The following is a 17,931-nucleotide window of genomic DNA, read 5'->3' on the forward strand; positions in this document are numbered from 1 at the left end:
GGACCGTCGAGATGTACCGAGGGAGGTCCGCCTGTGCATCGTGACGCCTCGCACGCGCAATTTTCGCCGATGACGATCGATATCACGTCGACCTACCAGCCGATCGTCGCGTTGGACGGCCGAGCTGTCGTGGGTTACGAAGCCCTGGTGCGGACCTGCGGCGACGCGCAAGCGATCTCGCCGCCGCAGCTGCTGCGCGAGGCGGCCGATCGAGGCGAGTCGGCCGAGTTCGACTGGCGGTGCAGACTCAGCGCCCTGAGCGGGGCCGTCGAAGCCGGTTTCCCCGAAGGACTCGCGTTGTTCGTCAACGCGGAACCCACAGCCCTGGACGCGCCACCTCCGAGAGAGTGCCTGCCATTGGTGGCCGAGGCATCTCGGTTGTCGATCATCGTCGAGATCACCGAGCGAGATCTGATGGGTGACCCCTCCGGGCTGCTGCGTGCGGTAGAGCATGCCCGCGACCTGGGATGGCGGGTCGCGCTCGACGATGTGGGTGCAGACTCGTCGAGTCTGGCACTGATTCCGCTGCTCCGGCCCGACGTGATCAAGCTGGATATGTCTCTCGTGCAGGGCCGTTCGAGCTATGCCACGGCGTCCGTGGTGTCCGCGGTCGCCGCAGAGGCCGAACGCAGCGGTGCGCTGGTGCTCGCCGAGGGAATCGAAACGGAGCGGCACGAAGCGACCGCGCACGACATGGGTGCGGTTCTCGGCCAGGGCTACCTGTACGGCGCCCCGACTCGTCTACCCACCTTCGGAGCCACCGGCGGTACGGCCAACACACTCGAGTTGGAGCCGGCAATAACCGTCCGGGCCCCTGTTGCCGTGACGCCGTACGGTCTGGTCCATCGATTCGGAACCCGTCGGCGCGCTGACGCACGGCTTCTCGACGACATCGAGAACGGTCTGCTTCGCAGTGTCTACGGCACCGGTGCGTCGACCGTCGTATTGGCGACGACGAACGCGTCGGCCGGGACGACCGCCGAGCGTGTCGCGTTGTTCGACGACCTCGCTGTGCGCACGTCTCTCGTGGCCGTCTTCGACTCGCGGCCGATGCCGGGTGAACATCGGTTTCGGACCGTTGCGGTCGGCGAGGACGAACCACTGGCGTCGGAGCGCTCGATTGTCATCGTGGCACCGATGTCTAGCGTTGCTCTCATCGCGGTGGAGAGCGGAACTGCCCACGACGGAAGCGTGTTGTACGACTACTGCCTGACCTACGACCGACACATGGTCCTCGATGCGGCGACGCTTCTGCTCCGCCGATTGCCCGCTCGGACCCGTGTATGAGCCACTACAAGTCAAGAATATGTAAATATTTGCCCGTTTTTCGATAAAGACCGTGACGTGTGCCCGGGATGATGTTGACTCGACGTCATGAGTTTTCACCGTCTCGCCATCGACTATTCGGCCGCGGACGGAGGCACGATCAGTTCTATCGAGACAGCGATCAACAATGCTTTCGATCCGATCTCCGCCGCTGTCTCCAGCTTCGTGTTCTTCACCGTGAACATCGGTGGTGCCGCAGTTCCACTGATCGTTCTGTGGCTGATTCTGGGTGCCGTCGTCTTCACCGTCACGTTCAAGTTCATTCAGTTCCGCGGTATCAAGCGATCTTTGATCCTGGTGAGCGGCAAAGAAGACGAAGCCGATGCACCAGGAGAAGTCAGCCACTTCCGGGCTCTCACGGCCGCAGTGTCCGGAACCGTGGGACTGGGGAACATTGCAGGTGTGGCGGTCGCAGTCACGCTGGGTGGACCAGGGGCGACCTTGTGGATGATCCTCGCCGGACTGCTGGGAATGGCCTCGAAGTTCGTCGAGTGCACCCTAGGCGTGAAATATCGGGATATCAACGAGGACGGCACCGTCTCGGGCGGGCCGATGAAGTACCTCACCAAGGGACTCGCCGAGCGAGGTCTTGCAAAGGTCGGGAAGGTGATGGCTGCCTTCTACGCCGTCATCATCACGTTCTTCGCCATCAGTGGCGGCAACATGTTTCAGGCCAATCAGACGTACGCGCAGGTCCGCTCGGTTACCGGTGGCGACGAAGGCTTCCTCGGTTCGGACGGTGCGAAGGCAGTGTTCGGACTCGTGATCGCACTCATCATCGGCCTGGTCATCATCGGCGGCATGAAGTCCATTTCGGCCGTCACCGCAAAACTCGTTCCTTCCATGGCGTTGGTCTATGTCGTCGCGTGCGGCGTCGTCATCGCCGTGAACTTCCGGTCCGTTCCGACGGCGTTCGGTGCCATCTTCGACGGCGCGTTCTCACCCGAGGGCGTGGCAGGCGGAGTACTCGGAGTGATGATCATCGGGTTCCAGCGCGCGGCCTTCTCCAACGAGGCCGGGTTGGGATCGGCTTCCATTGCTCACTCGGCCGTCAAGACCAGACATCCGGTCACCGAAGGATTCGTGGCAATGCTCGAGCCCTTCATCGACACTGTGGTCATCTGCACGGCAACGGCCCTGACCATCGTGATCGCCAATACTGTGTCCTGGCAGGACCAGCGCGCCATAGTTGCCGAAACCGGTGAGTTGCCGGCGGGCGGCGTCACGCTCACCTCCGACGCCTTCGAGACCGTCCTGCCGTGGTTCCCGTACGTACTCACTCTCGCTGTGGCACTGTTCGCGTTGTCCACGGCGATCACCTGGGCGTACTACGGACTACAGGCCTGGACATCGTTGTTCGGTCGCAGCCGGTTGTCGCGCAATTTCTTCAACCTCATGTTCTGCACCTTCACCGTCATCGGCACCGTCCTGTCGCTCGGCTCGGTGCTCGACTTCGCCGACGCCACGCTGTTCCTTCTGGCGTTGGTCAACATCTCGGGCCTCTACTTGCTGCTGCCGGTCGTCAAACGGGAACTGTCCGACTACATGGCAGTGCGTCGGGGCGAATCGAAGGCAGTCGACGCCGAGCTGTGACAGTGTCGGTCGACCGACCAACTGCTTCCGAACAGGAGAGCGTTCACCACGGCACCCCAGCCCGGAGTGGTCGGTACACTGACGCGCAGTCGGCAGGAGGTGAGGGCATGAAGACGGATTTCAAGAAGACCCTCGACTCGTATTCGGCACGGCGCAACGTGTTTCGAGTTCTGACCGTGCCACCGACGAAATACTTGATGATCGACGGCCACGGGGATCCGAACACCGCACCGGAATATGCCGATGCTGTATCCACCCTGTTCCCCGTTGCGTATCGGCTGAAATTCACCAGTAAGAACGACCTGGAGCGCGACTACGTCGTCCCACCGCTCGAAGCCTTGTGGTGGGCGCCGGACATGGCGGCCTTCACCACGCGCCGGGACAAGTCGAACTGGCTCTGGACTGTGATGATCATGGTGCCTGACTGGATCGACCACACGATGTTCGAGCACGCCGTACGGGTCGACGCATCCGAGAACCGTTCGGACCGACGTGACGGAATGCGCCTCGACACCCTCGACGAGGGCCTGTGCGTGCAAACTCTGCACACCGGTTCCTACGACGACGAGGCCGCCGTGCTCGACGAGATGCACCACCGCTACATCCCGCAGGCCGGGCTGACGATGACCGGCCGTCATCACGAGATCTACCTCAGTGACCCACGACGGGTCGAACCGGCGAAGCTGCGCACCATTCTTCGGCAACCGGTGCGGTACTCGGCGGACGAGGCCTCGCTCTGACACGATGACCGGCATGACCAATGCGGTGCGTCCGGCGTCGTTCACCGTCGGCACCCTCACGTTGCTCGGGGCCCTGTACTTCGCTCAGGGGCTGCCTTTCGGCTTCTTCACGCAGGCCCTGCCCGTCGTCCTTCGAGAGTCGGGCTTCTCGTTGGTGAAAATCAGTGCAACCGGGGTGTTGTTTCTGCCGTGGGCGCTGAAATTTCTGTGGGCACCGTACGTCGATCGTTACGGGTCGAGGCGGCGGTGGCTTCTGTCCTTACAGGTGTCCGCCGCGCTGGTGGCGCTCGCACTGTCTTTTCTCGATTTGTCGTCGACGTTGCGCTGGCTGTTCGTCGGAATCTTTGTCATCAACGCGCTGTCGGCCACCCAGGACATCGCAACGGATGGGATAGCGGTTCGCACGTTGACGGTGGCGCAACGCGGCCTGGGTAACGGTCTGCAAGTGGGCGCGTACCGGGTAGGTATGGTGTGCGGCGGGGGAGTGCTGTTGTGGCTGTTCACCTTTGCGGGATGGCAGGTGCTCTTCGTTGCGATGGCATTGCTGATCCTGTTGGCGACGGCCCCGGTCTGGTTCATGAACAGGCAACTGGCCGCGGCAGACGTGGACACCGACCGGCAGCCCGAGTCCGAGGGCCCGGCGCGACTCTCTGTGGCCTGGTGGTCCCGATTGCGCAGGCCTGGCATGGTCGCGTTCATCCTTCTCATCGTCGGCTTCAAATTCGGAAACTCGATGGGCTCGGCGCTGGTCGGCCCGTTCCTTTCGGACAACGGACTGACCTTGACTCAGATCGCCCTGGTCGAGGGCGGCCTGTCGTCGGTGGCAGCACTCGGAGGTGCTGCGCTCGGCGCGTGGTTGTCCTTTCGCTTCGGACGTCGTCAGGCTCTGCTGGTCGGCGGAATCGCCCAAACTCTCAGTCTTGCGTTGTATGTAGTGGCATCGTTCGGCATCGGCGGGTTTCCGCTCCTGGTCGCGGCCAACGTCACCGAACACGTGCTGGGCGGCGCTGCAACCGTTGCCGTTTTCGCACTGATGATGGACGCATCGGAAAAACGTTATGCAGGAAGCGATTACACACTGATGGCCTGCGCAATCGTCTTTGCGCAGGGTGCGTCCGGACTTACGGCGGGCGTGATCGGCGACGTGTTCGGTTACACCGCGTTGTTCGGTTCCGCACTGGTGCTGTCCGCGGTCGGTTGCGCGGTGCTGATCGTGGCGCTCGACAGGGGCTGGGGGCCCGTCGGGCTGCACGAGGTCATCTCAGTCGAATCTCGCAGCCACTGAAGGCGCCCACTGCTCCTCCGTCGCTCAGCTTTCGGCGACCGAGCCGGAGATGTTCACCATCCACTGCACACCGAACTTGTCGGTGAGCATGCCGAATGTGTCACCCCACGGTGCTGCGTCGAGACCCATAGTGAATTGTGCGTCGACGGCCAGCGCGTTCCAGTAGCCCGTCAATTCCTCGTGCTCGGTACCGAAGAGCGAGACGCTCATCGTGTTTCCGGGTGTGTGTTCCATCGACGACGGGGTGTCGGCCCCCATCAGTGTGAATCCGCTGGGAGTTGTCAACTGGCCGTGCATGATCAGGTTCTTCTCGGATGGATCGTCGGTGGCCTGGCCCTCGCCGAACGTGGTCAGCGTGAGCTCTCCACCGAAGACCGTCCTGTAGAACTCCATAGCGGTGCGCGCATTGTCACGGAACGACAGGTACGGACTGAGTGTGGGCATGGCGGGACTCCTTCTCGAATCGAACGACCGGTGCGGGCTGCATCGGCTTCATCCGTCGAAAAAGTAGACACGAAGCTGGGGGAGAACTCACCGCCCAGGCTCGGATGGGCTCGCCTCGGCCTCGGCGAGAATGGCGCGGAGGGCAGCCACATGGCGGCGGTAGGCGGTTTTACCCTCCCTAGTCAGCGACAGCCACATCCGCCGCGAGTCGGTGCGTGATCTCTGCTGATCCACGTAGCCGGCGTCGACCAGGGCCGCCACCTGCTTGCTCAGCGCCGATGCGCTCAATCCACTGTGTTCCTTCACGACGGCGAGCTCGAGCGTCGTACCTGCCGCCAGCAGCGCGCAGATCCGCAGCCGGTTCGCCGGATGAATGATCGGATCCAGATCGTCCGTCATCGGTGTGTGCTCCGGTAGTGAGCGATCGAACCGAACGAGTAGGTCGCCGTCGCTGCTGTAGCGAGGAGCACCAGCGTCCAGCTCGGCAGGGATGGCTGCGCGAATGCCAGTGCCACCACCACGAAAGCAACGGACAGTGCGACCGACGCCAGAAATCCACGGCTGGTAGGCAGCGCCCACGGTGTGCCCATTCGGAACCCGGTGATCACGTTCGTTGCCACAATGGCCGCGGCCAGAATCAGCAGGGCGACAGTGCGGTGGGAGTCGGTGAGCAGTGGCGTGAGTGCCAACGCCCCGATGAGCACTGCGTTGACGGCGTACAACCAGACCGGCCACGGAGTGTCGCGCACGGCGCGTTGCACGCGGTCGATGTCGTCGAGAGTCGTTCGAGCTTCGGACGAGGTGGGCTTATCGATGCTTTCCATATCGGAAACCATATTGGATAGTTTCCGATATGGCAACGAATTGTGTGATCAGTTCTCGAGATCGGTATCGGTCGGCCGCGGCACCTCGGCCTCCCAGCGGGCCCGTCGCTCGTCCGGGGATTGTTCCCACCACGGCGTACCTCGTTCTCCCAGGGCGACTTTGGCGGCCTGAACGCCCGCGCGAGACTCTGTGGCACCGGAGGTGCGTTTGACGTCTCTGCGCCACGCCATGAGGATCGAGCGCAATTCGGCGTTGCGATCCTCGGGAATGTCGGGATCGGTCGCGCGCCACCGTCGACCTTTGATGACGACATAGTGACCGTCTTCGGTGCGTTCCACTTGCTCGGCCATGAGACCACCTTGCCACCCGACACTGCCTGTCGTCGGTTCGACGCGTGGTTTACGATTCCGGCACCTGTTCCGCTTCTGCCTCACACCGAACCGAGGATTGCCATGCGCACCGTGATCGTGACCGCGTTCGTTTCGCTCGACGGCGTCATGGAGGGGCCGGGTGGGGAAGTCGGCTACCGCAACGCGGGGTGGACGTTCAAGGACATCGAGTTCGATCCAGCGGCGTACGAGATCAAGGGCCGCGAGCAGGACGAGGCCACGGCCATGCTGCTGGGGCGTACCTCCTACGAGGCGTTCGCTCCCGTGTGGCCCACGATGGACGATTTCGCCGGATACAACTCGATGCCCAGATACGTGGTGTCGACGACATTGGAGCGCAGCGACGACCGTTGGCCGGCAACCATTCTGCGCAGCATCGACGACGTCGCCGAACTCCGGGAGACCGAAGGCGGGCCGATCTCGGTGCACGGTAGCGCGACGCTGGGTCGTAGCCTCGCCGATGCCGGTCTCGTCGACCGCTACCACCTGTTGGTCTTCCCGATGCTGCTCGGCGCGGGCAAGCGGCTGTTCAGCTCCAGCGACAAGGCCACGATTCACCTGGATCTGGTGGAGCACGAGGTGTACGGCAACGGCATCCAGAAGCAGGTGTTCGACGTCCGTCGATGACCGTAACCGTCGATGACCCGGATTCGTCGACAGCGCGCGATTCAGATGTCGTCGCTCTTCAGGGTGCGCCGCCGAACGGCTACGAGGTGAAGCTCCGGTCGGGACGCCGCCATCCGCTCGACCCGGTCGAGGATGTCGGTCACGTGGTCGAGGTCGCCGGCTACCACCGACGCTCCGATTTCGGCCCGTCTGTGCAGGTCGCGATGGTCGGTTTCGGCGACCGACACCGCGAATTTTCGATGCAGCTCCGAGATCACGGGCCGAATCACCGAGCGCTTCTCCTTCAGGGAGTGCACGTCGCCCAACAAAAAATCCAGTTCTATCCATCCGATCCACATAGGCTTACGACTGTACCGCGGTAGTGGGCGGGGCTACCCGGTGCGAGCCGAAGGGCCCGCACCAGGTAGCGGTCAGCTCTTGGCCACCAGGCCGAGTGCTACCAGATCGGCCAGATACTTCTCGATCAGTTCTCGCCCCAGGTGTGGGATATCGCCGACAGCCGACGCGAATTCGTCTGCCGGCAGGATTGCTCCCGACGACGGGTGCTGGGGATGCGCGTAGGAGTGGATCAGCGGCAACAACGAGTGTGACCGTTGTTTCTCCGGTAGTTCCTGAACTGCCGCGCTGAACCTTTCGAACCAGTCGTCGTAATCGTCGACGATCTCGATGGTGCAGCCCGCGTCACGTAACCAATCGACGAACGTATCCAACGATATGTCGTCGTCGTGGGGGTTCAAGATGTCGAAGGTTCGGTAGCCTGCCACGTCGTCGCCCGCGATCGAGGTGATGGCCGCTGCACTGAAGTCCGCAGGCAATCCGTCGTAGTGAGCCAGTGGCCTGCCCTGCTCGTCGGTGGGCGCTCCGGTGTCGGTGGCATAGAAGCTTCTCGGTGCCAGCCCGGTTGCGACCACCGACAGGATCAGGCGCGTGAATACGTCGGGCACGTTCAGCTGACCGGACCATCTGCTGTGGGCGAGGATCATGTCGGACCGGAAGACCGAAACGGGCAGCGAGTACTCGTCGAAAGCGTTGCGCAACAACACTTCGCCCGCCCACTTGGAGTTTCCGTAACCGTTGGCGTACGACTCGTCGACTGCTCGTTGCGGACTGTCCACCCGAATGTCACCGTTCTCGTGGAAGTCGTCGACACCGACGGCAACCGCGACCGTCGACAGGTAGGTCACCGGCTTGATGTGGTCGGTCAAGGCCAACCGGATCACCTCGGCCGTTCCGACGACGTTCGGTCCGAAGAGGTGCTCGTACGGCAGCGCGTGATTGACCAGTGCTGCCGGGTGCACGACGCGGTCCACGCGGCGGGAAAGTTCTTCCCAGACAACGTCGGTCAACCCGAACCGGGGAGTGCCCAGATCGCCTGCAATCACGTCGAGTGCGGCGTCGGCCAACGCGCGGTATCGATCGGACAACGTCGCGTCCCCGCTGTCGAAGGCGGCGTCGAGCCGAGCGCGGGCATCGGCATCGGAGCGTCCGCGCACCAGGCAGATGACTCTTCCGCCGGCGGCTGCCATCTTCTCGAGCCATTCGAGGCACAGAAACCTGCCCAGGTAGCCGTTCGCTCCCGTCAGCAGCACGGTGTTCGTTACCGGCCGAGGGCCTGGAATTCGATGAGCGGCATCGAGCAGTGAGGCGTCCAGAAATGCCGACAGTGGCAGATCCGATGCGTGCGCGACGGAAGCGTCGCGTCCGTGAACCGACGCGAATGTCGCTGTGTCGGAATCGTTGTCGATCGCGGACGTGATGTAGTCGGCAAGAGCCGCCAAGTCCATGGCGGGTCCGGTGATCACCCCGACCGGGACGTCGACGTCGTAGATGTCGCGCAGCAATGTGGAAAACGTCAACGCCGACAACGAGTCACCACCGAGATCGGTGAAGTGGGCATCGGGCCGGATGTCTGCGCCCGAACAGCCGAGTAGAGCCTGGGCGGCGTCCCCGACCGTGACGAGCACGGGTGCCTGGGCACCGGAACGCCGGAGCTCACGCAGTCGATCGGTCTGCCCCGATTCGAGTTCTGCGTAGCGACGCTCGAGTTCGTCGCCGTACCGCTCGACGAGTTTGGGACGCAATTGCTTTCCGGCACCCGACAGCAAACCGTTGTCCTGAGTGAAGGGCTCGCGTTCGAGCACGACCTCGCGAGGTATCTCGTACGAATTCAGCGACTCCGTGCGAGCGATCCGCTGTAGCGACTCCATGATCGCGCCCGCAGTCGAGTTCGCGTGGGCAGGAACGACGATCGCCAACAGATACGACCGCTGGCTGTTGCCGTACAGGAAGATCTGGTCCACCAGCTCGCTCGTACCGAACACCGCTTCCAGGCGCGCCAACGCGACGAATTCGCCCTGGGCCAACTTCAGCACGTTCTTGCGACGATCCACGTATGCGAGCCGGTCCGGTTCCAGCTCGGCCACGACATCGCCGGTGCGGTAGAACCCGTCCGAATCGAAGACGTCTGCGGTCACATCGGGCCGCTTGTAGTAGCCGGGGATGATCGACGTCGTCTTGAGTAGGAGCTCACCACGTGGATGGGGAGTGTCGGTGGAGAAATAGCCGAGTTCGGGCACGTCGTCCAACTTGTATTCGAGAACCGGTGGCCGCGCGACAATCCCGTCGAGAAGTACCATTCCGGCTTCGGTCGAGCCGTAATTGTCGCGAACCCGAACGTCGAGCAAGTCGGTCACGAAATCCTTGACCTCGGCGGCGATGGGTGCGGTGCCCACCATTGCAGCCAGGATTCGTCCACCGAACTGCTCGGACCGCACGCGCTCGAGCACGCCTCGCGAAATCTGCTCGTGTTCGCCCGCATCGGTACCGTCGACCGCACGATCGATTTCGGCGAGCACGGTGTGGCGAATCATCTCGCACACCCGCGGAATCAACAACGCCAGCGTGGGGCGCGCCAGAGCGAAGTCCTCGAACAACGTGGACAGGTCGCTGGAGCCGGCGAAATGAACCGTGCCGCCCGCCGCCAGAGTCGAGAAAACGAGCCCGCGGCCCGCAAGGTGGCTCATCGGTAGGTAGTCGAGAGTGATGACGGGAAAAGCCGGCTCGTCGACACCCTCGGACGAGGCACCCGTCCGATGCCAGGCCCCGGTCCACGCACCGGACACGATCTGCTCGGTATGCATCGCCCCTTTCGGAGTACCGGTGCTGCCGGAGGTGTAGATCAGTGCGGCGAGGCGCTCGGGATCCTCGACGTCGAACAACGGCACCTGGGGGAGTCGGGAACCCTCGTCCACCAGTTCGGTGAGCGGTCGAACAGCAATGCCGGACCCGTGGACACCCTCGCGCGCGGACGTCAGCGCGCGGGTGTCGGCATCGATTCGGTCGTCGTAGTCGAGTACGACCACTGTGCGGATCGACCGGCAGTGACCGGCGACCTCCATCGCGACGGCGAGGTTGTCCACGTCGGAGGCCAGGACCACCGGCTCGACCTCGTCGACGATGGCCCTCAGTTGACCCGCGGTGGCTCCGGCCTGAAGTGGAACTGCGACTGCGCCAACACGGATTGTGGCCAGTTCGGTGATCACGTAGTCGATGCCGGCGAAACCGAGCGTGGCCACGAAGTCGCCCGCAGCGATGCCGCCGTCGTCGTGACCGAGGGCGGACGCCAAGGCTCCCGCGTCGGCCCAGGCCTGCCCGTAGGTCACCGTGTCGAATCGGGGGAGCAAGCGAGCGGTAGTGCTGCCGTCGGTGTCCTCGATCGTGCGCGCGCGGCGTCCCAGGGCGGGGCGGTCGGCGTACCTGGTCATGATCTCGGCAACCACGCGAGCGAGGTTGGGTGCCAGTTCACGAGCCGCGTCGGCAACCGACCGATCCGGCTCGGCAGCCCGGAACTCCGGATCGCTGTCGTGAAGATGCTGGAAACGGTCTCGTTGGCGGATGTCTCGATCGTGTTCGCTGTCGACGGCCACTGTGCTTTTCATGGCAATTGTTCGGGTCATGCTTCGCTCCCCTCCACGATGCACCGGACGACGCCGGATCATCGTGCTCGTACGTCGAATATCGTTATCAAAGGTAAGTATATGCCCGTGGCCGAGTAGGTAATCGTGACGCTGCTCATAGTCCAATTGGCCGGAAATGTCTGTGTTTCAACCTTTCTCGCGTACTGCTATGCCGGGCAACCGTCGTGTATCCGGGCGGCGTAGGTACTCGATGTGGACGACCGAACTCGACTTGTATGGTGAGTTGCACGTCACGTGCGACGCGGTTGCCGCTCCCTCGTAGAGCTCACGCCGTCGGCTCACGCGTCACCCCTCTCGATCGGAGCAGCGAAATGTCGGACGTTCTCTCACGCCGCGACCTGGATTTTCTGTTGTACGAATGGCTCGATGTGGTTGCGTTGACGGAGCGGCCACGTTTTGCGGAACACTCGCGCGAAACGTTCGATGCGGTACTGGACCTGAGCGCAGACATCGCCCACAAGCATTTCGCCCCGCACAACAAGAAGGCCGATGCACACGAGCCCACCATGAACAGGGATGGTGCGGTGGAGCTGATCCCCGAGGTGAAGGCCGCTCTCGACGTGTACCGCGACGCGGGGTTGATCGCCGGGCAGTTCGACGAATCGATCGGCGGTATGCAGTTGCCCGCCACCGTCTCTCGTGCTGCGATGGCGTTCTTCCAGGCTGCAAATGCTGGAACGTCCTCGTATCCGTTCCTGACGATGGCCAACGCCAATCTGATCGCCACCTACGGCACTCCGGAGCAGGTGCGCGACTACGTGCGGCCCATGATCGACGGGCGTTGGTTCGGCACCATGTGCTTGTCCGAACCGCAGGCCGGGTCGTCGCTGGCGGACATCACCACGAAGGCTGTGCCGCAGGACGACGGCAGCTACCGGCTCACCGGAACCAAGATGTGGATCTCCGGTGGAGATCACGAACTGACCGAGAACATCGTGCACCTGGTTCTGGCGAAGACGCCGGGTGGACCTCCCGGCGTCAAAGGGATCTCGCTGTTCATCGTTCCCAAGTTCCTGCCGAACGGTGAGGGCGGCATCGCCGAACGTAACGACATCGTGCTGACCGGGCTCAATCACAAGATGGGCAACCGCGGTACCACCAACACCCTGCTCGCGTTCGGCGACGGAACCCATTCTCCCGGTGGGAAAGCCGGGGCAGTCGGCTATCTCGTCGCGGAGGAGAACCGTGGTCTGTCGTACATGTTCCACATGATGAACGAGGCCCGGATCGGCGTCGGATTCCTGGCGATCGCACTCGGCTACGTCGGCTACCTGAAGTCCGTCGAGTACGCGAAGACGCGCACCCAGGGACGGCCACTGGGAGCCAAGGATCCGGCCGCGCCTCCGGTCGCATTGATCGAGCACGCCGACGTGCGCCGAATGTTGTTGGCGCAGAAGTCGTATGTCGAGGGGGCATTGGCCCTCGGGCTCTACTGCTCGCGTTTGGTGGACCACCAGGATTCGGCATCGGACGCCGCCGACGCAGCTCGATCGACACTGTTGCTCGACGTACTGACACCGATCGCCAAGAGTTGGCCCTCGCAGTGGTGTCTCGAGGCCAACAGTCTTGCCATTCAGGTGCACGGGGGTTACGGCTACACCCGCGACTACGACGTGGAACAGCACTACCGCGACAACCGGCTCAACCCCATTCACGAAGGTACACACGGCATTCAGGGCTTGGACCTACTCGGCCGCAAGGTCGTCATGCAGAACGGTGCCGGGTTGGCGCTGCTCTCCGAGCGAATCGCCGAGACCGTGACGCGAGCATCGACTCACGGGGGAGCGGCCGAGCAGTACGGCACCGAGCTGAACAACAGGTTCTCGAGGATCGTCGAGGTCACCGCCGCAGTCTGGGGTACCGGTGACGCCGCCGTGGCGTTGGCGAATTCCACGGCCTACCTCGAGGCAATGGGCCACACGGTCATCGCGTGGATGTGGCTCGAGCAGCTGCTTGCCGTGGGAGACCGAATCGGAGACTTCTACGACGGAAAGCGCTCTGCTGCACGGTACTTCTTCGTCTACGAGCTACCGAAGGTCGATGCACAGCTCGATCTGCTGGCGCTTCTCGATCGAACGACCCTCGATATGTCACCCGCCTGGTTCTGAGCACGAGACACCCGATACAAGGAGATTTCAGAACATGTCGATCTTGGACAAATTCCGCCTCGACGGCCGCGTCGTCATCGTCACGGGCGCATCGTCCGGTTTGGGAGTGTCTTTCGCGAAAGCGGCGGCCGAGGCCGGAGCCGACGTGGTGCTGGCCGCCCGTCGCGTCGACAAGTTGGCACAGACTGCCGCACTGATCGACAGCGTCGGTGGGCGTTCGCTGAGCGTGGCAACCGATGTGGTCGATCCCGACCAGTGCACGGCCATGGTCGAGGCCGCCGTCGCCGAGTTCGGCAAGGTGGACGTGCTGATCAACAACGCCGGCGTCGGCACGGCGTACCCCGCCACCCGCGAGACTCCCGAGCAGTTCCGCTCTGTCATCGACATCAACCTGAACGGCTCCTACTGGGCCGCTCAGGCGTGTGGACGGGTGATGCAGCCCGGAAGCTCGATCGTGAACATATCCAGCATTCTGGGGCTCACCACCGCCGGTCTGCCTCAGGCTGCCTACAGTGCCAGCAAGGCGGCCATCGTCGGTCTCACTCGTGACCTCGCGCAACAGTGGGGCGCTCGAAAAGGCATCCGCGTCAACGCTATTGCGCCTGGTTTCTTCGAGAGCGAGATGACCGATTCCTACCAGCCGGGATACCTCGAGGTATTGGCTCCCCGAATGATCCTCGGACGCAAGGGCGACCCCGAAGAACTGGCCGCCACCGCGGTCTGGCTCGCCTCCGACGCGGGCGGATACGTGACGGGCCAGACCATCGCAGTGGACGGCGGCGTGACCATCACCTGATGGTCGGGGTCACCATCACTCGATGGCGGTGACTGCGATGCCTTCGCGCACGAGCCTGCGACCGACCACGACAGCATCGTCGGTGTCGAGGCCGGGCAGAGAATCCAACCGGCACGGCGATCCTTCGAGCAACAATTCGAGGGCATCGGCGCACTGAGGCGGCATCGACACGGTTTTGTCGCGCAGCACGACAGCCGCGGACTCGGGGGTTCGCACCACTCGCGCGATCACCCCGGCCCTGAGCCGAATCGAGTCCTGACCCCGCAGCGCGCCCATCTGGGCAACACTGCGAACGGGGCGCACCGGTTCGGGTCGAACCAGCTCGTCGTACCGACTCGCAACACGCTCGGTGATCCGATGCAGCGCCTCGGGATCTCGATCCAACTCGTCGAGAGCTCGGCGCATGTCGCCGAGGACGCGGCGTACGTGGGGGAGAACGGACTCGGAATCGGTCGGGTCCCATCCGGCCGGCAACGGTGCGCGCAGTCCCTCGACGTCCTGAAGAGCACCGAGGGTGTGATGGGCGATGTCGTAATCGTTGAACGACGCGACGCCTATCGTCAGATGCACCGTCGTCTCGCCCAGGGCCTGCGCCGAATGGATCCAGCCGCGCGGGAGATACAGAACGTCACCGGGCTCGAGCACGATGTCCAACTCCGGGGAGTCGTCGGCGTGACGTTCCACTGCTGCTCGTCGGTCCGACCACGGCTGATTGTTCAGTGGATGGCGATGCACCGGCGAGTGAATTGTCCACCGCTTGCTACCGGCGATCTGCACGACGAACACGTCGTGAACATCGTAATGCGGCGAAAAGCCCTGGGACGCAGCCGGAGTGACGTAGGAATTGACCTGTACCGGGTGGCCGAGCTCGCGAACGAGCTCGCCGGTGAAAGCAATCAAGGGCGGCCACAGGCGATGCAGGCCCTGCAGCACCAGAGTGTTGCCGGCCGCGAAGGCCGACAGAACCGCCGCGGAATCGACCTGGTCGGTGATCTCGGCGCCGAACCCTCCGGACCCCGTGAACTTGTTCTTCTCCAGCAGGCGGCCGTCCTTGGCCATCCGCACGAACGGGGTGCGTACGCCGCGCTCGGCGATCAACTCGTCGACCGCGTCGACCGTCATCAGATCCTCGAACGATCCGGACAGTTCGGCAGATCGGGTGAACTTGGGTGCTGTGCCCCAGTGACGCTCCGCGAAAGTGGCGGCGTCGATTCCGGTGAGACGACGAAGCGCGGACCGGTTGCCCGGTCCGCGCTCGTCGTTCGACTCGATGATCAAGCGGAACCGTCCGCACCGCCGTCGTGTCCGCCGGGGTTGGATCCGCCGTCGGCCGGGCCTTCTCCACCCGCTGGGCCGTCGGCTCCGCCGTCGTGTCCGTCAGGATTCGATCCGCCGTCAGCGGGTCCTTCGCCTGCTCCGGCCGGGCCGTCTGCTCCGCCGTCGTGTCCGCCGGGATTGGATCCGCCGTCAGCGGGTCCTTCGCCTGCAGATCCGCCTGAGGTGGTGATGTCGTCGTCGTTGATGCTCATCGAGGTCCTTCCGTTGATGGAGGTTCGTGCTCTCGCGCAGCGCGGGAACATCGGGGGTATTGACGCAATCTCTGTGATTCAAACAGCGACGGCACCGGGAAATATCACTCCTGATCGTCGGCGATCTCCGGGGCGTTCTCCCGTGTCGCCATCCCACCGCCGCCTCCGCCGTCCACCGGTCCGGGGCGGCCGCCCTTGGGGGAATCCGCCGTGTCGTGTTCGGTCGAGGTGCCGCCGTTTGTGTTGTCCTTGTCGTCCTGTCCCATGGTTCGACACTAGACCGGCCGTCCGGCCGTGGGAGCATGGAACGATGGATCGATCCCCTGCGCAGCACGTGGTGCTGCTCGACGACGAAGGCCGCGCCGTCGGCACCCAGGACAAGACCACGGTGCACACCGAACAGACCCCGCTGCACCTGGCGTTCTCCAGCTACGTGGTGCGTGAGGACGGTGCCGTGTTGCTCACGCGACGGGCGTCGAGCAAGACGACATGGCCCGGCGTGTTGACGAACAGTTGTTGTGGACATCCAGCACCCGGCGAGGACCTGGAGTCGGCAGTGCTCCGGCGCATCGGCGAAGAGCTGGGTCTGCAGGCACGGTCCGCGGAACTGGTGCTGCCGCATTTTAGGTACCGCGCTGTGATGGACAACGGGATAGTCGAGAACGAGATCTGCCCCGTCTACCGAGTGACGGTCGGCGACGACGCGACACTCGACCCGGATCCTGACGAGGTCGACGAAACGCGGTGGGTGTCCTGGGCCGAATTCTCGGCCGACGTGCTCGCAGACCGAATCGATGTATCGCCCTGGTGTCGAACACAAGTGGAGCAACTCGCCGGGTTGGCCGAGCACGCACTGGCCTGGCCCGCGTCCGCCGACGAACTCCTTCCTCCGGCAGCGCGTCTCGCGGATTCCCCATGACGGCAACCGAATCGGTGGGTACTCATGGCGGGTAGCGACGAATCGAGCGACTGCCTCGGCCGCGACTCGATGGAGCGTGCACTCGGCCACTTCGAGTTTCGGACAGCCGATGCCGACGGTCTGCGCCACGCAGCTGTTGCTCTGGCGGTCGGCGGGGAGCGCGGAGACCGTCGCCTGCTGTTGACCAGACGGCCGAGCCGATTGCGCGCTCACCCGGGTCAGTACGCGCTACCTGGTGGCGGAGTCGATCCGGGCGAAACCCCGGCACAGGCCTGCCCGCGTGAACTCCAGGAAGAGTTGGGCATTCGTACCGACCCGGGTGAGGTACTCGGGCGCCTCGACGATTACGTCACCCGTTCGGGTTACGTCATCACACCGTTCGTGGTGTGGGTGGGCGAGTACTCGTCGTCGCTGCAGCCCAGTGCCGACGAGGTGGCCGAAGTGTTCGAGGTGACCGAGGCCGAACTCGATGTCGATGCGGAATTCGTCACGATCCCCGAGTCGCCCCGACCCGTGATTCGGTGGCCGTTCCGAACCGGTGCCATCCATGCTCCCACGGGTGCGATAGTGCACCAGTTTCGTGAAGTGGTCCTTCGCGGTCGACACACCCGGGTCGCGGACTTCGAGCAGCCGGTGTTCGCGTGGCGCTAACGTGGCCTCGAACCGCCGGTGCGCTCGCGCCGGCTGCCACGACGCCCGAGGCGACAGGAGGTGAGCGGTGACGGACAAGAGCGAACTCGAGGTAACGGATCGGATCGCAACTGTTCCCAACCTGCTCAGTGCCGTGCGACTCGCCGGCGTTCCGCTGTTCTTGTTTCTTCTTCTCGGCCCCCAGGCAGACGGCTGGGCGCTGGTCATTCTGCTCGTCAGCGGCGGCACCGACTGGCTCGACGGAAAACTCGCGCGTTTGCTCGGGCAGTCGTCGCGGCTGGGGGCGATTCTCGACCCGCTCGTCGATCGCTTGTACGTCGTCAGCACGCTGGTCGCATTCGTGGTGCGCGGCATCATCCCGTGGTGGGTCGCTGCCATCCTGATCGGGCGAGACGCGGTTCTCGGCCTGACCATGTTCGTCTACCGACGTCGCTCCCTCCCGCCTCCGGACGTGATCTATCTCGGGAAGGCAGCCACGTTCGTGGTCATGATCGCGCTGCCGGTGCTGTTGGTCTCCGTGGGCACCGGTTCCGTGGCCGACGCCGCTGGGCCGCTCGGTTACGCGCTCCTGATCTGGGGGACGGTGCTGTACACGTGGACCGGTGCGTTGTACCTCGGCAAGGCAGTGGCCGTCGCGCGAGCGATCGCGCCCACCTCCGCACCGGGCAGGTGACGGTGCAGCCACCAGCACGACCGAAGAGGAACCCGACTCCGTCACTGCT

19 protein-coding genes are annotated in these 17,931 nt (G+C 63.9%); 10 read left to right on the forward strand and 9 right to left on the reverse strand.

What is annotated here, in order from left to right; genetic code table 11:
- Positions 1–69 precede the first annotated feature (69 nt).
- From AB0P23_RS06520 to AB0P23_RS06535, 4 genes are all read left to right on the forward strand, one after another.
- A complete protein-coding gene (locus AB0P23_RS06520; protein ID WP_045841747.1) occupies positions 70–1,287 on the forward strand; it encodes an EAL domain-containing protein in 1,218 nt (405 codons plus the stop codon).
- Positions 1,288–1,374: 87 nt separating this feature from the next.
- Positions 1,375–2,919, forward strand: coding sequence for an alanine/glycine:cation symporter family protein (locus AB0P23_RS06525; protein ID WP_032372382.1), 1,545 nt, complete (start codon positions 1,375–1,377; stop codon positions 2,917–2,919).
- 107 nt (positions 2,920–3,026) lie between these two features.
- Entirely contained in the window at positions 3,027–3,659 is a 633-nt protein-coding gene (locus AB0P23_RS06530; protein WP_032372383.1) for a GyrI-like domain-containing protein, read from the forward strand.
- 13 nt (positions 3,660–3,672) lie between these two features.
- Positions 3,673–4,944 (forward strand): MFS transporter, encoded by a 1,272-nt coding sequence (locus AB0P23_RS06535; RefSeq protein WP_032400829.1) that lies wholly within the window; start codon positions 3,673–3,675, stop codon positions 4,942–4,944.
- A 24-nt stretch (positions 4,945–4,968) separates the two neighbouring features.
- On the opposite strand, the gene AB0P23_RS06540 is transcribed toward AB0P23_RS06535, so the two are convergent.
- The 4 genes from AB0P23_RS06540 to AB0P23_RS06555 all read right to left on the reverse strand — a co-directional run bounded on the left by AB0P23_RS06540 (position 4,969) and on the right by AB0P23_RS06555 (position 6,563).
- Positions 4,969–5,388 carry a VOC family protein gene (locus AB0P23_RS06540; RefSeq protein ID WP_032400724.1) on the reverse strand — a complete coding sequence of 140 codons (420 nt, stop codon included), beginning with the start codon at positions 5,386–5,388 and terminating at the stop codon, positions 4,969–4,971.
- A gap of 87 nt (positions 5,389–5,475) precedes the next feature.
- Positions 5,476–5,787, reverse strand: coding sequence for a transcriptional regulator (locus tag AB0P23_RS06545; RefSeq protein WP_027497184.1), 312 nt, complete (start codon positions 5,785–5,787; stop codon positions 5,476–5,478).
- Positions 5,784–6,212, reverse strand: a complete 429-nt coding sequence (locus AB0P23_RS06550) for a hypothetical protein (RefSeq protein ID WP_063216687.1) — start codon at positions 6,210–6,212, stop codon at positions 5,784–5,786. Before AB0P23_RS06550 ends, AB0P23_RS06545 begins: the two co-directional genes overlap by 4 nt.
- Positions 6,213–6,260: 48 nt before the next feature.
- Entirely contained in the window at positions 6,261–6,563 is a 303-nt protein-coding gene (locus AB0P23_RS06555) for a hypothetical protein (RefSeq protein WP_032370584.1), read from the reverse strand.
- A 102-nt stretch (positions 6,564–6,665) separates the two neighbouring features.
- On the opposite strand from AB0P23_RS06555, the gene AB0P23_RS06560 reads away from it, so the two are divergent.
- A complete protein-coding gene (locus AB0P23_RS06560) occupies positions 6,666–7,229 on the forward strand; it encodes a dihydrofolate reductase family protein (protein WP_206497572.1) in 564 nt (187 codons plus the stop codon).
- Positions 7,230–7,270: 41 nt separating this feature from the next.
- Here the strand turns inward: AB0P23_RS06560 and AB0P23_RS06565 are convergent, their stop codons facing one another.
- Together AB0P23_RS06565 and car are read right to left on the reverse strand one after the other, a co-directional pair.
- Entirely contained in the window at positions 7,271–7,567 is a 297-nt protein-coding gene (locus AB0P23_RS06565) for a DUF503 domain-containing protein (RefSeq protein ID WP_027497180.1), read from the reverse strand.
- A 72-nt stretch (positions 7,568–7,639) separates the two neighbouring features.
- The gene (car, locus tag AB0P23_RS06570; RefSeq protein WP_219519357.1) at positions 7,640–11,185 is read right to left on the reverse strand and encodes a carboxylic acid reductase; all 3,546 of its coding nucleotides are present in this window, start codon (positions 11,183–11,185) and stop codon (positions 7,640–7,642) included.
- Between the two features lie 332 nt (positions 11,186–11,517).
- Between car and AB0P23_RS06575 the strand changes: the two genes are divergently transcribed.
- Together AB0P23_RS06575 and AB0P23_RS06580 are read left to right on the forward strand one after the other, a co-directional pair.
- Positions 11,518–13,314, forward strand: a complete 1,797-nt coding sequence (locus AB0P23_RS06575) for an acyl-CoA dehydrogenase (RefSeq protein WP_206497570.1) — start codon at positions 11,518–11,520, stop codon at positions 13,312–13,314.
- 34 nt (positions 13,315–13,348) lie between these two features.
- Entirely contained in the window at positions 13,349–14,110 is a 762-nt protein-coding gene (locus tag AB0P23_RS06580) for an SDR family oxidoreductase (protein ID WP_206497569.1), read from the forward strand.
- A gap of 15 nt (positions 14,111–14,125) precedes the next feature.
- Here AB0P23_RS06580 and AB0P23_RS06585 read toward each other — a convergent pair whose 3' ends face one another.
- The 3 genes from AB0P23_RS06585 to AB0P23_RS06595 all read right to left on the reverse strand — a co-directional run bounded on the left by AB0P23_RS06585 (position 14,126) and on the right by AB0P23_RS06595 (position 15,905).
- A complete protein-coding gene (locus AB0P23_RS06585) occupies positions 14,126–15,388 on the reverse strand; it encodes a cupin domain-containing protein (RefSeq protein WP_052053295.1) in 1,263 nt (420 codons plus the stop codon).
- A complete protein-coding gene (locus tag AB0P23_RS06590; protein WP_027497175.1) occupies positions 15,385–15,639 on the reverse strand; it encodes a hypothetical protein in 255 nt (84 codons plus the stop codon). The genes AB0P23_RS06585 and AB0P23_RS06590 overlap by 4 nt, the downstream gene beginning before the upstream one ends.
- A gap of 104 nt (positions 15,640–15,743) precedes the next feature.
- A complete protein-coding gene (locus AB0P23_RS06595; RefSeq protein ID WP_206497568.1) occupies positions 15,744–15,905 on the reverse strand; it encodes a hypothetical protein in 162 nt (53 codons plus the stop codon).
- Between the two features lie 44 nt (positions 15,906–15,949).
- Between AB0P23_RS06595 and idi the strand changes: the two genes are divergently transcribed.
- The 3 genes from idi (at position 15,950) to AB0P23_RS06610 (ending at position 17,882) form a co-directional block, all read left to right on the forward strand.
- Positions 15,950–16,558, forward strand: a complete 609-nt coding sequence (idi, locus tag AB0P23_RS06600; protein WP_032372389.1) for an isopentenyl-diphosphate Delta-isomerase — start codon at positions 15,950–15,952, stop codon at positions 16,556–16,558.
- Positions 16,559–16,627: 69 nt separating this feature from the next.
- Entirely contained in the window at positions 16,628–17,209 is a 582-nt protein-coding gene (locus tag AB0P23_RS06605) for a CoA pyrophosphatase (protein WP_363797169.1), read from the forward strand.
- A gap of 67 nt (positions 17,210–17,276) precedes the next feature.
- Positions 17,277–17,882: a CDP-alcohol phosphatidyltransferase family protein gene (locus tag AB0P23_RS06610; protein WP_032366166.1), complete on the forward strand. Its 606-nt coding sequence runs from the start codon at positions 17,277–17,279 to the stop codon at positions 17,880–17,882.
- Positions 17,883–17,931 lie beyond the last annotated feature (49 nt).

Origin of the sequence: Rhodococcus sp. NPDC077669, from assembly GCF_040686915.1 — a bacterium.
Taxonomy (GTDB): Bacteria; Actinomycetota; Actinomycetes; order Mycobacteriales; family Mycobacteriaceae; genus Rhodococcoides; species Rhodococcoides fascians.

Coding starts and splice junctions, on each gene's coding strand:
- AB0P23_RS06520 (WP_045841747.1), top strand. CDS start 70: ATGACGATCGATATCACGTCGACCTACCAGCCGATCGTCGCGTTGGAC.
- AB0P23_RS06525 (WP_032372382.1), top strand. CDS start 1,375: ATGAGTTTTCACCGTCTCGCCATCGACTATTCGGCCGCGGACGGAGGC.
- AB0P23_RS06530 (WP_032372383.1), top strand. CDS start 3,027: ATGAAGACGGATTTCAAGAAGACCCTCGACTCGTATTCGGCACGGCGC.
- AB0P23_RS06535 (WP_032400829.1), top strand. CDS start 3,673: ATGACCAATGCGGTGCGTCCGGCGTCGTTCACCGTCGGCACCCTCACG.
- AB0P23_RS06540 (WP_032400724.1), bottom strand. CDS start 5,388: ATGCCCACACTCAGTCCGTACCTGTCGTTCCGTGACAATGCGCGCACC.
- AB0P23_RS06545 (WP_027497184.1), bottom strand. CDS start 5,787: ATGACGGACGATCTGGATCCGATCATTCATCCGGCGAACCGGCTGCGG.
- AB0P23_RS06550 (WP_063216687.1), bottom strand. CDS start 6,212: ATGGAAAGCATCGATAAGCCCACCTCGTCCGAAGCTCGAACGACTCTC.
- AB0P23_RS06555 (WP_032370584.1), bottom strand. CDS start 6,563: ATGGCCGAGCAAGTGGAACGCACCGAAGACGGTCACTATGTCGTCATC.
- AB0P23_RS06560 (WP_206497572.1), top strand. CDS start 6,666: ATGCGCACCGTGATCGTGACCGCGTTCGTTTCGCTCGACGGCGTCATG.
- AB0P23_RS06565 (WP_027497180.1), bottom strand. CDS start 7,567: ATGTGGATCGGATGGATAGAACTGGATTTTTTGTTGGGCGACGTGCAC.
- car (WP_219519357.1), bottom strand. CDS start 11,185: ATGACCCGAACAATTGCCATGAAAAGCACAGTGGCCGTCGACAGCGAA.
- AB0P23_RS06575 (WP_206497570.1), top strand. CDS start 11,518: ATGTCGGACGTTCTCTCACGCCGCGACCTGGATTTTCTGTTGTACGAA.
- AB0P23_RS06580 (WP_206497569.1), top strand. CDS start 13,349: ATGTCGATCTTGGACAAATTCCGCCTCGACGGCCGCGTCGTCATCGTC.
- AB0P23_RS06590 (WP_027497175.1), bottom strand. CDS start 15,639: ATGAGCATCAACGACGACGACATCACCACCTCAGGCGGATCTGCAGGC.
- AB0P23_RS06595 (WP_206497568.1), bottom strand. CDS start 15,905: ATGGGACAGGACGACAAGGACAACACAAACGGCGGCACCTCGACCGAA.
- idi (WP_032372389.1), top strand. CDS start 15,950: ATGGATCGATCCCCTGCGCAGCACGTGGTGCTGCTCGACGACGAAGGC.
- AB0P23_RS06605 (WP_363797169.1), top strand. CDS start 16,628: ATGGAGCGTGCACTCGGCCACTTCGAGTTTCGGACAGCCGATGCCGAC.